The 15517-nt window shown below is 32.9% G+C and carries 9 protein-coding genes; all 9 read left to right on the forward strand.

Going from position 1 to position 15517, the window contains the following annotated elements; all coding sequences use genetic code 11:
• The first annotated feature begins 9 nt into the window (after positions 1-9).
• The 9 genes from Z054_RS0117825 (at position 10) to Z054_RS0117865 (ending at position 15482) form a co-directional block, all read left to right on the forward strand.
• Positions 10-906, forward strand: a complete 897-nt coding sequence (locus Z054_RS0117825) for a DUF58 domain-containing protein (protein ID WP_024771401.1) — start codon at positions 10-12, stop codon at positions 904-906.
• A 1-nt stretch (position 907) separates the two neighbouring features.
• A complete protein-coding gene (locus tag Z054_RS0117830; RefSeq protein ID WP_024771402.1) occupies positions 908-2206 on the forward strand; it encodes a BatA domain-containing protein in 1299 nt (432 codons plus the stop codon).
• On the forward strand, positions 2203-4446 hold the full coding sequence (locus tag Z054_RS0117835) for a hypothetical protein (RefSeq protein WP_024771403.1): 2244 nt from the start codon (positions 2203-2205) through the stop codon (positions 4444-4446). Before Z054_RS0117830 ends, Z054_RS0117835 begins: the two co-directional genes overlap by 4 nt.
• Positions 4439-6202, forward strand: a complete 1764-nt coding sequence (locus tag Z054_RS0117840; RefSeq protein ID WP_024771404.1) for a hypothetical protein — start codon at positions 4439-4441, stop codon at positions 6200-6202. The genes Z054_RS0117835 and Z054_RS0117840 overlap by 8 nt, the downstream gene beginning before the upstream one ends.
• 118 nt (positions 6203-6320) lie before the next feature.
• Complete coding sequence (locus Z054_RS0117845) at positions 6321-6779, forward strand: COG2426 family protein (RefSeq protein ID WP_024771405.1); 459 nt, start codon at positions 6321-6323, stop codon at positions 6777-6779.
• A 133-nt stretch (positions 6780-6912) separates the two neighbouring features.
• Positions 6913-7413 carry a hypothetical protein gene (locus Z054_RS0117850; RefSeq protein WP_024771406.1) on the forward strand — a complete coding sequence of 167 codons (501 nt, stop codon included), beginning with the start codon at positions 6913-6915 and terminating at the stop codon, positions 7411-7413.
• Positions 7414-8017: 604 nt separating this feature from the next.
• Complete coding sequence (locus tag Z054_RS0117855) at positions 8018-8524, forward strand: OmpH family outer membrane protein (RefSeq protein ID WP_161635306.1); 507 nt, start codon at positions 8018-8020, stop codon at positions 8522-8524.
• A complete protein-coding gene (locus tag Z054_RS0117860; protein ID WP_241461423.1) occupies positions 8496-9140 on the forward strand; it encodes a hypothetical protein in 645 nt (214 codons plus the stop codon). Before Z054_RS0117855 ends, Z054_RS0117860 begins: the two co-directional genes overlap by 29 nt.
• A gap of 21 nt (positions 9141-9161) precedes the next feature.
• Positions 9162-15482, forward strand: coding sequence for a thrombospondin type 3 repeat-containing protein (locus Z054_RS0117865; RefSeq protein WP_024771409.1), 6321 nt, complete (start codon positions 9162-9164; stop codon positions 15480-15482).
• Positions 15483-15517: the final 35 nt, after the last annotated feature.

A 15517-nucleotide genomic window follows, 5' to 3' on the forward strand; every position in this document is an offset into this window, starting at 1 on the left:
TAAATTGGTATGAAACAGGATTATCATCAATTATTAAAACCAGAACTTATAAAAAGTGTATCTGGGCTGGCACTCATTGCTCGTGTAATAGTTGATGGATATCTGTCTGGACATAATCATAGTAGAAGTGTAGGTCCGGGAATGGAGTTTAGTCAATTTCGTAATTATGAACCAGGTGATGATTTGCGATTGCTGGATTGGAAAATGTTAGCCAGATCAGGAAGATACTATATTAGACAATCAGAGATAAAAAGTAATATTGCCGTAAAATTTATTTTAGACGCCAGTACATCTATGCTTCATAAGGAAGAAGGACTAACTAAAATGGAGTATGCCAAAGTTTTAGTAGCTTCATTAGCATATCTGTCTCAAAACCAGGGAGACGCTGTAGGGCTTTTTGCACTTAATGATCATCGTTTATACAGTCTTTACCCTAAGGTTCAAAAACAACATTTTAATCGCTTAATGCTAGAGTTGATTAACATTGAGAACGAAGGAAAATGGCCAGAAGATCCCAATACATCAAAAAAACTTCATGATCGAAGTCACAAAGAGTTGATCTTTTTTATTACTGATTTATATGAACATAGTGAAGAATTAACCTCTTTTATCAAACGCTTAAAAACACCTAAAAATGAAGTGGCAGTATTACACGTAATGGGTAAAAATGAATTGGAGTTTGACTATAAAGGTACGGTCACATTTGAAGATCTGGAGACAGGAGCAAGGCGTAAAGTAGATGCCAAGACAGCAAAAAAACAATACCTTATTGCATTAGAAGAAATGATGAAAAACACAAAAAACACTCTGTTAGCTAATGATATAGGTTATCATTTATTTAAGTTGAATGAGAATATAGGAGAGGCTTTACAGGTATTTCTGAAGAAACGAAATAAACTAATTTGATATGTTTTTTCTTAACCCGACATATCTATGGGCTTTATTGGGACTTATTGTACCGATAGTCATACATCTGTGGAGTAAAAAAGAAGGAAAAACAATTAAAATAGGAAGTATTCAACTACTTGATGAATCAGATTCTAAACAAACAAGTAGTATTCAAATCAATGAACTTTGGCTTTTATTACTACGAATAGTATTGATTAGTCTACTCGTAGTTCTTATTGCAGAGCCACAGATAAGAAGAAAAATTACTAAAGCACCTATTACATATATTGTAGAACCTTCTCTACTACAATATAAAGAGATAAATTCGATTTTAGATACCATACAAGCAGAAGAATCAGTACGGCTTTTGCAATCTGGTTTTCCAGAGTATCAAAACGATCCATTACATAAAATCGCTACCATGACTCCTAAGTATTGGCAATTAGCCAAGGAAATGGAAGCATTAGAAACCGATAGTATTGTAGTTTTTACCAATGCATTTGCATCGGGTATAAAAGGGAAGAGGCCACAGGTTCATAAAAATATATCATGGGTAATTCTGGATCCTGGAAAACCAATTAAGAATATCCTTAGTGCTGTTAAAAAAGAGAATACAATACAGTTGCTTTCTGTATCAAGTGATGATCAACATTTATCTTTTGTGAAAGAGCTTGTTGCTATGAATAGTAATCAACTCGAGTTTAATAAGGAGATGGATAGTGTAATTTTTCCGGTAAACGGAAAACAAGAACAACATCCGCTTATTACAGAATCACCTCTTACAATATTAGTATTTTATGAAGATAACTTGTCTAATGAAAAGACATATATTGAAGCTACCTATAGCGCAATATCAAAATACCTTGACAGACCTATTGATGTACGTACAGTACAGAATATTGATACTATAAATCTTGACTCTTTCAAGACAGTAATATGGCTAAGCAAAGACGTAATTCCGAAAACTTCTTCAACAGTACTTCTATATAAACCAGATGATTTATCCCATAACATCATAGAAAAAGGACCTTCAAAAGAAATTTTTTATCTTACAAAATCTCTTAATGCAGAACATGTTGTAAATGAGTATTTTGCAGAACATTTACTGGCGATGCTAAATCTTAATGAAAATCTGGAAGAAAAAATAAGACGGTATGATAAACGAGTTTTACATACAGGAGAATTACTTCCGATAGCTGCAGATTTTAAGCAAAATAAAGAGAATTCTACTATTTTAGATATTTCTAGATGGTTATGGATTTTATTGATACTATTACTGATAACTGAGCGTATCGTAGCAAAATATAGAAAGCAATGATAGAGTCGGGAGGGAAAATATTAGTTCGGTTTAAAAAGCGTTGGCAATTAATGTTATGGATAGAGATTTTGTTGTACGCATTAGGACTCGCTATTTTTATTTATTTCCTGTTTTTCAAGTTAATATTTTCAATTATTACTTTGATATTAGGGGTAGTACTACTTACCGTTTTTATTAAACCATGGAAACCGGGTTTGAAAAAAGTAAGCAGTTATATCGATCAACATCTTGATGTAGCTGAGTATAGTACGGGTCTTTTGTTATTACCCGAAAATCAGCTTTCTGGTTTGGCAAAACTGCAACAGCACAAGGTAACAAAACAGCTTGTTGAAAAGATAAATACTATAAAGCCTCCAAGTCATTTACTAAGAGGAAGTGTTATAATGATGCTATTTATAAGTATTGGTTTTCTAATACATCAGTTTCATATTGTTGATTATATACAATGGTCCCAACATCCAGAAGTACAACCAGAGAAGATCATTTTTAAATCCGAAGATTCAACAACTACAACCCAACGACCTAAGTTAGAAAGTCAGCTATTAACCATACAATATCCTGCTTATACAAACAAAACTTCACTTAAGACTTCTAAAATGGAAGTAAAAGCAGTTGAGGGATCACGATTGTCATGGAAAATAAAGTTTGATACCAAAATTAAAAGTGCAACTATGGAAAGTATGGGAAATAGCTATCCTATGAAGTTGACTAATAATGGATATGTAAGAACTTCAAATTTAAATGCATCGGGGTTTTATAATTTCAAATTTACAGACATGCAGGGTACTTCATATGCGTCTGATTTATATTCGATTGAAGTTGTAAAAGATAAGAGCCCTGATATAAAAGTTACTGATTTAAAACAGTTTACTACCTTTTCTTATGATGAAAGTAAAAAATTAGCATTTACAACCTCTGTTACCGATGATTTTGGTATTGCAGAAGCATATATCATAGCAACAGTTAGTAAAGGATCTGGTGAGTCTGTTAAGTTTAGAGAGGAAAAATTAAACTTTGATAGCAGAGTACTTAGAGGTCGTAAAAATCTTAACTTATCAAAAAATATAGATCTGGATCAGATGAATATGGAACCGGGAGATGAGCTTTATTTTTATATTGAAGCACTGGACCTTAAACGACCTAAACCCAATATTTCTAGAAGTGAAACCTTTTTTGCGGTAATAAAAGATACAATTTCTGATGAGTTTGCCGTAGAAGGAACTATGGGAGTTGATCAAATGCCGGATTATTTTAGAAGTCAACGTCAATTGATTATAGACACAGAAAAACTCATTAAAGACAAGTCAAAACTGTCGAAAAAAGAGTTTAATTTTAAGAGTAATGAACTGGGGTTTGACCAAAAAGTTCTTCGTCTTAAATATGGTGAATTTATGGGCGATGAATCAGAGTTTGGACCGGCTACTCATGAGAATATAGAAGTTTCGGCAGAAGCAGATGAGCATGATGATGATCATGATGATGATCATGAAGAAAAAGATCCTTTGGCAGCATATACTCATGATCACGATAATGAAAATGAACATAATCTGGTAGATCAAAAAGAAGAAAAGGATGGCGGAAAAAGTAATGACCCTTTACATGAATACCTACATAATCATGACGATCCAGAAGAGTCAACACTGTTTACACAATCTTTAAAAAGTAAATTAAGACAAGCACTTAATGAAATGTGGGATGCTGAGTTGTATTTACGATTGTATACGCCAGAAAAATCTTTACCATACCAATATAAAGCACTTAAATTGATTCAGGAAATTAAAAATAGTGCCCGAGTCTATGTACATCGTATTGGTTTTGATCCTCCACCAATTAAGGAAGATAAGAGATTAACAGGTAAAATTGACGAAGTGTCTAATTTTAGAAAAATAGAAGAGCTACAACTTCCAGAAATATACCCTTCTATATATAAGACTGTTTTAAGACTTGAACAATTGATATCTAATAAGACTTTAATTACTGCTGAAGATAAACTCCTTTTTGAAAAGGCGGGAAATGAATTGGCCGTTAAAGCTATTGAAGATCCTGGGAAATATTTAAAGACCTTACAACAATTAAAACGTATTACAGAAGATAGAGCAATATCATCATCAATTTTGACCAAAGTGCAGAGAGGTTTGTTTTATGCGCTTCCCGAGTTAAAATCTAATCCATTTAAAAAGAAAGTGTTAACGAGTGAGATTAATGAATTACTACTAAAAGAGCTTCAAATTCATGATTGATCAAATAACTTTTTTAAATGAGGGTTGGATATGGCAAATTGGTATTGGAGCGATAGTGCTATGGTTTGTTTTTGGATGGAAAGAATGGCCCCAATTTGGGAAACGTAGATTTTGGGTAAAAATAGTAATCGCCTTTTTTGCAATTACTTCACTTGCTATTATAGCATTAAAACCTGCAATTTCAACTACCAACAATACTACTGCCAAAATAGCTTTGCTAACCGAGGGCTATAATAAAGAACAATTAGATAGCTTGGAGAAAATTCATAAAAAACTAAAAAAACATAAGTACAAAGCTAATCATCCTATTTTTGATGATATAAACACTCCGGATTCTGTTTTTATCCTTGGGTATGGTGTGAAACCCTACGATCTCTGGCAATTGGATGATTATAACGTTAATTATCTGGGAAGAAATACACCTACTGGGATAGTTAGGTTTAAATATGATTATAAAAATACTGTAGGTGAACACCAGATATTCACAGGATTATATATCAACCCTCAAAAAGGAAATAAACTTGTATTAGAAGGACCAGGGGGAGCAGGTTTAGATTCTGTTTCTTTAGTAGTTGAAGAACAACAAAAATTTCAATTAACAACTAACCTTAATGTCAAAGGAAACTATCTTTTTTCTCTAGTAGAAAAAGATTCTTTAGGAAAAACTCTATCTACAGACCCTATTCCTTTGGTTGTAGAAGATCCCACTCCTTTAAAAATAGTAGTGGTAAATGGTTTTCCGACTTTTGAAACCAAGTACCTAAAAAACTACCTGGCAGAAATGGGGCATCAAGTACTGGTAAGAAGTCAGATCACCAAAGGAAGATATAAGTTTGAGTATTTTAATATGGAAAGAATGCCTTTAGGGGCATTTTCTAAAAAGAATTTAGAATCTTTCGATCTTGTTATCATTGATGCCAATTCATTTAAAAATTTAGGAAGAAAATCACGTACCGCTTTAGAGAATTCGGTAAAAGAAAATGGGCTGGGTGTTTTTATCCAACCAGATCTTGGTTTTTTTAGATCTTCAAAAGGTTTTGGGGCATTTGATTTTATTTCAGAAAAAAAGACAGAAATCAGACTGGATGATCAGGCAAAAATTAAACTTTCTAAATATGCTTTTGTTTTAAAAGATAAATTTCTACTACAGCATATTCATACTAAATCTAATTCCAAAATCATATCTGGATACAAACATATTGGAAAAGGTAAAATCGGAACTACTGTGTTAGAAAATACATATGAACTTGTATTGGATGGCCATACTGCTGCTTATCAACAAATATGGTCTAAACTCATTAATAGTATAAGTAGTAAAGAAACTTTGTCGGTAGAATGGGGAGTAGCATCAATAATTGCATATAAAGATCACCCTTTTAAATTTGATGTAAGAACATCAATATCAAAACCAATAATCAAAACCAATAAAAAACATAACGTTTCAATACGTAGAGATATTGATTTGTTAAATCTATGGAAAGGAGTTACTTATCCACGGGATTTTGGATGGAATACCCAGTTTTTAGAACAGGATACCACAAAAATATTCGAGTATTTTGTAGCAGATACATCTCATTGGCGATCACAAGCATTGTATAAAACAATTGAAGAAAATAAGAGGTATTATAAAAAATCAAGGAAGAAAGAATCAACTCAAAATCATACCGTACGACCAATACCACTTTTAGGTTTTTATCTTCTATTTTTATTATGTACAGGATATTTATGGCTGGAACCCAAGCTATTGAAGCTATAAAAAGAGTTTTATTGTTAAAATTAGAGTTATAAAACTAATTTAGACCTTTTTTAAGATTTAAAAGTATGGTACAAACCATTTAGAACGTTAACTTTGCAGGCTGTAAGAAAAATTGTTTGTGATTAAGGATATTATTATTGCTGTTTTATGGAGTATTTCTCCTTTTGGCGAAGCTAAGGTTGGGATTCCTTTTGGTATGTTAAGTGGATTAAATATCTACTTGGTGTTTGTTTTATGTTTTTTATCTAATGTATTGGTGTTTCCCATGATGATGTTTTTTCTGGAAAAGATGAATACATATTTGCTTAGATGGAAATTTTATAAAAAAGCTGCAATATATGTAGCCCGAAGAGCAAAATTAGGCTCGGGTACTAAAATTCAAAAACATGAATTTTGGGGACTTCTTTTATTTGTAATGATTCCAATTCCTGGTACTGGTGTGTATGCAGGAAGTATTGCTACGTATTTATTTAAGGTTAAAAAACGAAAAGCTTTTATAGCTAATAGCGTGGGGATATTCTTCTCTTCTGTAATTGTTTGGGTAACCACATTACTTACTATGAAAGGAATTGCCTAAACGGTTATACTATAATCATACGATAAAGATTTTACGTTACATTTCTAATAGATTCATATTGAGTTTCCTAAAACTGATAAAAATCAGTAATAAGAATTAAAAAATATAGTAACATTGATGCTCAAATGCATTTATGGAAATCTCAAATGATATTGTTTTACGCCCTCGGTTTTTTCAGGATTTAGATGTACCATCAGAAAAAGCACTCGAAGCTTTTGAAAAAACAGGTAAAACTTGTCAGGATTTTAAAGTAAGCCGGGTAGATCACCACATTTTTATACGTATTCCTAAAAAAGACCAGCATTTCTGGTCGCCACAACTTCATCTCGAGATTTATGATATTGATGAAAAACAACCACAACTGAAAGGCCTTTTTGGCCCTAGTCCTACAGTATGGACTCTTTTTATGTTTCTTCACTTTGTTGTTGCTACATCATTTATAGGGGCTGTAGTTTGGATGTATGTTAATATACGTCTGGATAAACCGTATTTGTTTTCTGTAATCACCATGTTTTTTCTTCTCATTACTTGGTTTGTACTCTACTTTGCTGGCCGATTGGGGAGACAAGCAGGTAAAAAGGAGATGAAAGAGCTATACTTCTTCATGAAAAGCACTTTAAATTCTGTGGCATGATAAAATATAACAACAATGGATTAGTAAACTATTCTTTATAGTATCTATTAATTTTTTTAAAATGAATAAACCGAAAACATAGAATGTAATCGATAAAGAGAATTTAGTTTCATATTGATAGTTTTTTAAGTTTTCATGCTTTTAAAGCGACAGGAACTTAATTACGAATCTTTCATTATCTGCAAAAACACCTTAGAAAAGACACTCTTCTTCCTTTTTCAAAATTATTTTTATTTTTTTTTTGCCAGTCCCGAAAAATGGAACTAGTAACTATTAATATTGTACTCAAAATAGAGACTAAGTAGTATTAAATGTAAACCATTATGTAAAGTCTAAGAAAAATATTGAAATAAAAAGAAAAGGTGAATTACTTTTTTATTTGATAAATATTTTCAGGCTGAATCATAAAGATTTGATATGTAGATTTTTAGTTACGATCTCACATGGTCACGATAAGAATTATCATATTAGAACACAAATTGTTGAAAAATACAAAAGATATAATCTCTGGTTATAGATGTTGACAGATTACTATATATGTAGTAGTTTTGGCACTTTTTGAAAAAAATAGACTTAATACTTTAAAAAATAAAAATTTACAATATTGAAAAAGAATCACACAACTTTTCTATTGATATGTAACGTCTTGTTATTGATAGTAATTTTTATAACATTTTATTTTCCTAAACCTTCTAGTGCTGATGTTGTTTATGTAGATAATATTAAACTTTTTAATGGCTTTAATATGTCTCAGGATTTAGGGAAAATTAATACTAAAAAAATTACAAAGCAAAAAAAGAAACTAGACAGCTTATATACAATCTACTCTATTTTAAGGGAACAAGAGAATAAAGAAAAAACTCAGGAATTAGAAGTGCAATTAAGAACAGAAGATCAGGAGTTAAAAAAAATGAATGAGTATCTCTCTAAAGATATACGCCAAAAAGTTTGGAATAGATTAGATCAATACATAAAAGAGTATGGCATTGCAAATCAATGCAAGATTATATTGGGAACACAGGGTGTTGGCAATGTTATGTATGCTCAGGAAGAAATCAATATAACAACAAAAATATTAGAATATGCAAATGCCAAATATGAAGGAAACTAAAATTATGATACCGGAGTTTAGTATGCTTAAGAAAAATATGTTGCTTGTTTTTGGGTGTATGTTATTGTTGTTTTCTTCCTGTGTAAAAGAAAAGAAAACTCAAGATTCGAAAATAGAATATAAACTCTTCAATTTAGAGAATTCTGGTTGGAAATCTAAATCTGTTTCTCATTTTTTGTCTGACATAGAGTACAAAGCTACACTAGTTCCTTTACAATACTATATTCTGAAAAATGAAGGAAATCAAGATCTTCAAAAAGTAGATTCTATATATGAATCTCTTAAAAATGAACGAATAATTGAAATAGAATTTCAGCAAGAACAAGAAGATGATGTGCTAAAATCAGAATATACCAATCGTGATTATGAATCAGCTGTTAAGTATATGTCTTTTACAATAGAAAACGATTTCAAAATTGTCACACAATCGGGAGACACTATTCCTTGTTTAGGCGCCACATTTGAAAGAAATTTTAAAGTAGCTCCTTTTAAAAGATTGTTGTTGCATTTTGGTAACATTCAGCCAGAAGAAAACATTAAACTTATATATGAGGATCACTTGTTTGGAAACGGTATACTAAAATTTAAGTTTACAGAAACACCTATTAAGTTATAAAATTATAACACACTTAGTTATATGATCAATACAATACGAAAGAGTAAAGTTACAAAAGTAATTGCAAGTTATTTAGCAATACAATTGATTGTACAAATGATCCAGCCTATGCAATTGTGGGCATTAACCAGCGGTCCGTCACAACCAGAGTTTAAATCATTTACACCTATCGGAACTTCAGATATGGTGAATTTATCCTCAGGAAACTTTAACTACAATATACCTGTTATGGATGTTGGAGGATATCCGTTAAACCTGGCTTATGATTCTGGGGTAACTATGGATCAGGAGTCTTCCTGGGTTGGATTAGGGTGGAACCTTAATGTAGGGCAAATCAATCGACAAGTACGAGGAATTCCTGATGATTTTAAAGGGGATGAAATGACCTATGAAAATAATATGAAGAATAATGTTACTGTAGGAGTATATGCAGGATTTGACGGGCAGATTTTTGGGTTAGAAGCACCAGATGGGCTGAAAGCTTCTTTCGGAATGGATGTAAAGTATAATAATTACACAGGTGTTTCTTTTAAACCATCTTACGGTATACAATTTGGTTTGACAGAAGGAGTTTCTGTCGGAATTCAAGCTAGTAGTTCAGTTACAGATGGTGCTACCATATCGCCAAGTGTCAATGCGAAAATAGGAAACGAATCTTTGTTTGATAGTGCGGTAGGAGGGAGTTTAAATGCAGGAGTGTCCTATAACTCTAATAGAGGATTAAGTTCATTTAATATGGGAGCTTCGGTTAATCTTTCTAAAGGAGTGTTCGATGAGATGAAAGTAGAAAAATCTCTTTCCTCTGGTTCGGGCTCCTATTCTTTTAGTACCCCAACATGGACTCCACGTAAACGTACTGCTTTTACTGATATAAGTGGTACGGTTGCAGTTTCTGTAGGAGGCGATATATGGGGTTTTGATGGAGAATTAGAAGTTTCTGCTATGGGGGCAGTTCAAAAAATAAAAGATCCTTTTAAAGTAGAAAAAGCATATGGATATGAGTTTACAGGTTTTGCCAACCCTAATAATATATTGGATTATAATAGAGAAAAAGAGCAACTTATTAGTAAAACAACTTTAGCGCTTCCTACTACAAACTACACTTATGATTTATATACTGTTCAGGGGCAAGGAATAGGAGGAATGTTTAGACCATTTCGAAGTCAGATAGGGCAAATTAATGATGTATTTGTTCAGGATGAAAATGATAGTTTTAGTTTAGGAGTAGAAATAGAACCAGGGTCAGGGATGCATGCAGGAGTTAACTTTACAGTTGCACCTTCAGAGAGTCATACCGGGATATGGGATACTAAAGCGCTACAGTATTTTAAACAAGAAAGGGAAGGTATTAAAGAAGCAGGGGACTCATTAAACTATGAACCGGTGTATCACAAGTATATAGGGGAGCCAAGGATAGATAAGGATCAGGAATTATTTGAAGATTTAGGAGGGTATGCTCCAATAGCATTAAAATTAGGGGGAAGCAGAAGTAGTTTTGATAGATATGCAGATAACCGTTTTAGAATAAAAACGTATACTGATAACTTCATTCCCGAATATAAAGATTTAGGTGGAGCTGAATTTAAAAAGAAATTTAAACGAAGCAATAGAGATGTTCGTAATCAAAACATACAAAAAATAAGTGCAGAAGACCTACCTAAATTTTACAATAATAAGAACTACGTAGACTCTCGCATAAATAAAGAAGCAGAGCCTCATCACACTGCAGAAGTAAGAGTACAAAATACTGATGGTTCTATATATGTTTTTGGAGAAACAGCTTATAATAATGTTAAAAGAGAAGTTGCATTTACCACAGATAGTAATACTTATAATTGTGCTACAGGACTTGTTACATATCAAGGGGGTGAAAATTCTACGGGAAATAGAAGTGGAATAGATCATTTTTTTAATGCTGTAAACACACCTTCTTATACACATACGTACTTATTATCTTCTGTATTGTCTTCAGATTATGAGGATTTGAAAGGTGATGGTCCTACAGATGATGATCTAGGAGCGTATACCAATTTTGTGTATACCAATAAAGAAGATACATACAAATGGAGAATCCCTTATGGAGCAATGCAAGCTTCCTATAATGCTGGTTTGAATACCAATAAAGCGGATCAAAAAGGAAGTTATATCTATGGAGAGAAAGAAATAAAATATATTGATAAAATTGTAACCAAAACTCATGTAGCGATATTTGATCTTTCTCCTCGTAAAGATGCACGTGGAGTTGCAGGAGAGAATGGAGGAGCCCCATCTTCTGGACAACAAATGTACAAAATAGATAAGGTTAGGCTGTATTCAAAACCAGAAGCTCTTAAAGCAAAAATATTAGATGATGATGCTACTAATGATTTGCCAATAAGTGCTATCAAAACGGCACATTTTGTCTATGATTATTCTCTGTGTAAAAAAGTAGAGAATAATAAAGGAGAAGCTCCTAATGGGAATGAGTTACGTAATGAAGGTGGAAAATTAACATTAAAGAAAGTATATTTTACCTATCGAGATTCTAAAATGGGTAAGTATACTCCGTATACTTTTAATTATGATGGATTTAATCCGGATTATAATCTAAAATCCTATGATGTTTGGGGTGGATATAAACCGATTGTTAAAGACGCATTACAATACGACCAGAATGGTAACGTAGTATATATTAAGAATGAAAACGGGGTAGATGTACCTCAAATGAATCCTAATTTTGAAGGGGGTAATACTGGCTTTTGTAATACAGGAGATGCTATTACAGCACCAGAATTTGCCTTTATACAACAAGATGATCGTAAGTTACAGGATTCTTTCTCTTCAGCTTGGTCATTAACATCTATTGATTTACCATCAGGTGGAAAAATCGACTTGACTTATGAAAGTGATGATTATCAATATGTTCAGAATCGTGATGCGTTGCAAATGTTTAAAGTGGTAGGAACAGGTGAAAAACCGAACCCTTCTAATCCTGAGGGAAATAAAAAACTATATAAGTCAGGAGCATTAAATGTTTTTGATGGAGATGCAGATTATTTGTATGTAAAACTTCAGTCAGGAGAAACAGCTACAACAGATGCTGATTTTAGATCAAAATATTTAAAAGGGATTGAGAATAAACCGATTTATTTTAGATTCTTAATGAATATGACTAAAGCCGGGGCATTACATACACCTGCAAAACCTAGTAATGATTTTGATTATGTAACCGGATATTTTGAAATCTCCAAAAATAAACAGATCAATGTATTTAAAAAAACAGATGGAGAAGTGTATGCGGCCATCCCCATGAAAATGACGGATATCGAAGGCGGAGTTTTAGGTACTAAACAAGTCAATCCGATCTCTAAAGCAGGATGGTATTATGGACGACAATACCTAAATGGATTGGTGTATGGAATTAACATGGATTATAGATCTGAAAATTTAGAGAGTATAGCAAAGAAATTGATTAGTAGTGTTGCTGCAATCAAAGACCTTGTCACGGGTCCTAATAAGAAGTTACGAAGTAATGAATTTTTATGTGCACAGCGTTTTATACCAGAAAAGTCCTGGATACGTTTGTCAACTCCCGGAAAGTATAAGCTAGGAGGCGGTGTAAGGATAAAGAAATTGGTGATGAGAGATCAGTGGAATAAAATGGTGGATGCCACAATTCCTGATACTAATGAAAAGTATAATAAAGAGTATGGACAAACGTATGAATATACCTTAGATGATGGGAGTTCTAGTGGTGTTGCCACTTATGAGCCTAACCAAAGTAAGGAAAATCCATTTGTAGAACCATTTTATAATCATTCGGATCGTCTGGTAGCACCTCGTGAAGTAAATTATATAGAGAAACCATTTGGAGAATCTTTTTTCCCTTCTTCAGTTATAACCTATAGTAAAGTTACGGTGAGTAATCTGAAGCGAGAAGGAATATCAAAACATGCAACAGGTAAGGTGGTAACAGAACATTTCACTTCCAAAGATTATCCAACTGTTGTTGATTACACAGATATTGATGCTGGTATGGTAACAAACCAAAATGATTTTTTAAAGAATATGTTAAAAGGAATTTTTGGGGCACCCATCGCGATGAAAAACGAATTTACGCTTTCTCAGGGTTTTATGGTGCATACCAATGATATGAATGGAAAGATGCGTTTTCAGAAAGTATATGCAGAGCATCAGGATAAAGCCATATCATCTGTAGAATATAAATATAGTACCCAACAAAATGATATAACAAAATTAGATAATAAACTACCAATAATCTCAAAAGATGGTAAGGTGCTTTATGATCGAGAAATTGGAGTGGATTATGATATGGTTACAGATTTTAGAGAAAGTTATTCTAAATCCGAAAATAAAGGATTTAAAGGAAATATAGTTATTTTAATAATAGGTGTATTTCCAGTTCCAGTTCCTATGGTGGTCCCTTCTATGACCAAGATGGAAAATATAGCCCATTCAGCCATCACTACCAAAGTAATTCATACAACGGCAGTACTAAAAGAAAAAATAGCTACAGATCTCGGATCTAAGGTGTCAACTATAAATGAAGCTTGGGATGCAGAAACGGGACAAGTATTATTAACCCGAACTGTCAATGAATTTGATGATGAATACTACAACTTTAATTTTCCTGCATACTGGGCCTATGATAATATGGGGCAGGCATCTCGTAATATAGGTATTACTGGAATTTTGAAAAGGTCAGGGAGTTTCTTTACTATTCCTGATGCTAAGAAATATTTTACGCTAGGAGATGAAATAATAGCTACCTATGGCAGAGCAAAGAAGAGCGATCGACTTTGGATTGTAGGGTTTAATCCTGCGGGTGATGGAGTGATGTTAATGAAAAGAAACGGAAGCGTCATTAATACTTCTGAAGGAGCAGATATTAGTGAGGAGATTAACTTCAAAATAGTAAGATCAGGACGTAGGAATCAACAAATGGCCAATATGGGGTCCATTACAATGATGAAAAACCCAATCAAAGGAAGTACTGGAGCAAATTTGAATCAAATAGATACCAATACATTCACGCTAAATACAAATACACCTGCTGTAGATAATTTACGAATTGTAAATGCCAGTGCAGTAGAATATAATGACTTCTGGAATTGCCAGTGTGAAAGCGAACTTAAATTTGCACCAGAATCATTAAATGGAGGCAAACTTGAAGATATTTCACAAGATGATTATCCTTTTGAAAATCCTTTTAACCCTTATGTTTATAACGCAAAGGGAGAATGGAGAGCAAAGCGTTCCTATGCATATTTAACAGAACGTTCTCATGTTAATCAAGGTACAACTTCTAAGGTAAATACTCGTAGAGAAGGGTATCTTAAAGAGTTTACTCCGTATTATGCTCTGATGCAAGATAAAACCTGGAGAAAATCTGGGACAGCTAATGATGCCTGGACATTTGCTAGTGAAGTTACTCAGTATAGTCCTTTTGGAACAGAATTAGAAAATAAAGACGCTTTAGGGAGATATTCTGCTGCGCAATACGGATATAATTATACGTTGCCAACAGCAGTAAGTTCTAATAGTAGATATCGTGATATGGGGATGGATGGTTTTGAAGATTATGTTTTTATGAAATCTGATAGCGCCCATTTTAATTTTAAAAATTCGGCAGACAAAGATGGGTTTGAAGGAATACAGATAACAGATAAAGTGTCTCATACAGGTAGAAATAGTTTATTAATCCCGGCAAACGAAAATGCAATTTTAGAACGTAATCTTATTGGTGAGTTACCCGAAGATACAGACTATGATAATGATGGAATTAAGGATGATGAAGATTTATGCCCTTTTACACCTAGTAATAATTACGATTATGATGGAGATGAAATTGGTGATGAATGTGATGATGATGCAGTACCTCAAGTATTCGGACGATATACTACGAATGAAGTACTTTATATAGCTGGAGGCGTAAAAGAATGTGTTGGTAGAAGTGCCGAATTCACTATATATGGAAATCCTAACGAGACAATCGAGTATGCAATAGTATTCCATCAAACGAATTATAGAGGTATGGGATTACGTATTAATGACCAACTTATTTTCACCGATAATGATGTTAGAAACAAAGCCGGAGAACTATTTGTTTTCAGTGATATCGTACTGGATATTCGAGGGCAAAAGTATATAGATCTTGATTTTGATGTTGTTAGAGCGAAATCCAAAAAAGGAGATAATACCTGGCGAATGGAATTTATGATTTTAAATAAAAATAATGGAAGCCCTGTACCAGGTACTTCAATTGATTTGAGATCACAAGGAAGAAGAGATAAAAGATGTGGTGAACCTGAATGGGGAAATTTAGACCAAATTAAGCATTAATTATATAATCGATATCAAATTCGAATTCATTGATA

It is taken from the genome of Aquimarina macrocephali JAMB N27, from assembly GCF_000520995.1.
Lineage (GTDB): Bacteria > Bacteroidota > Bacteroidia > Flavobacteriales > Flavobacteriaceae > Aquimarina > Aquimarina macrocephali.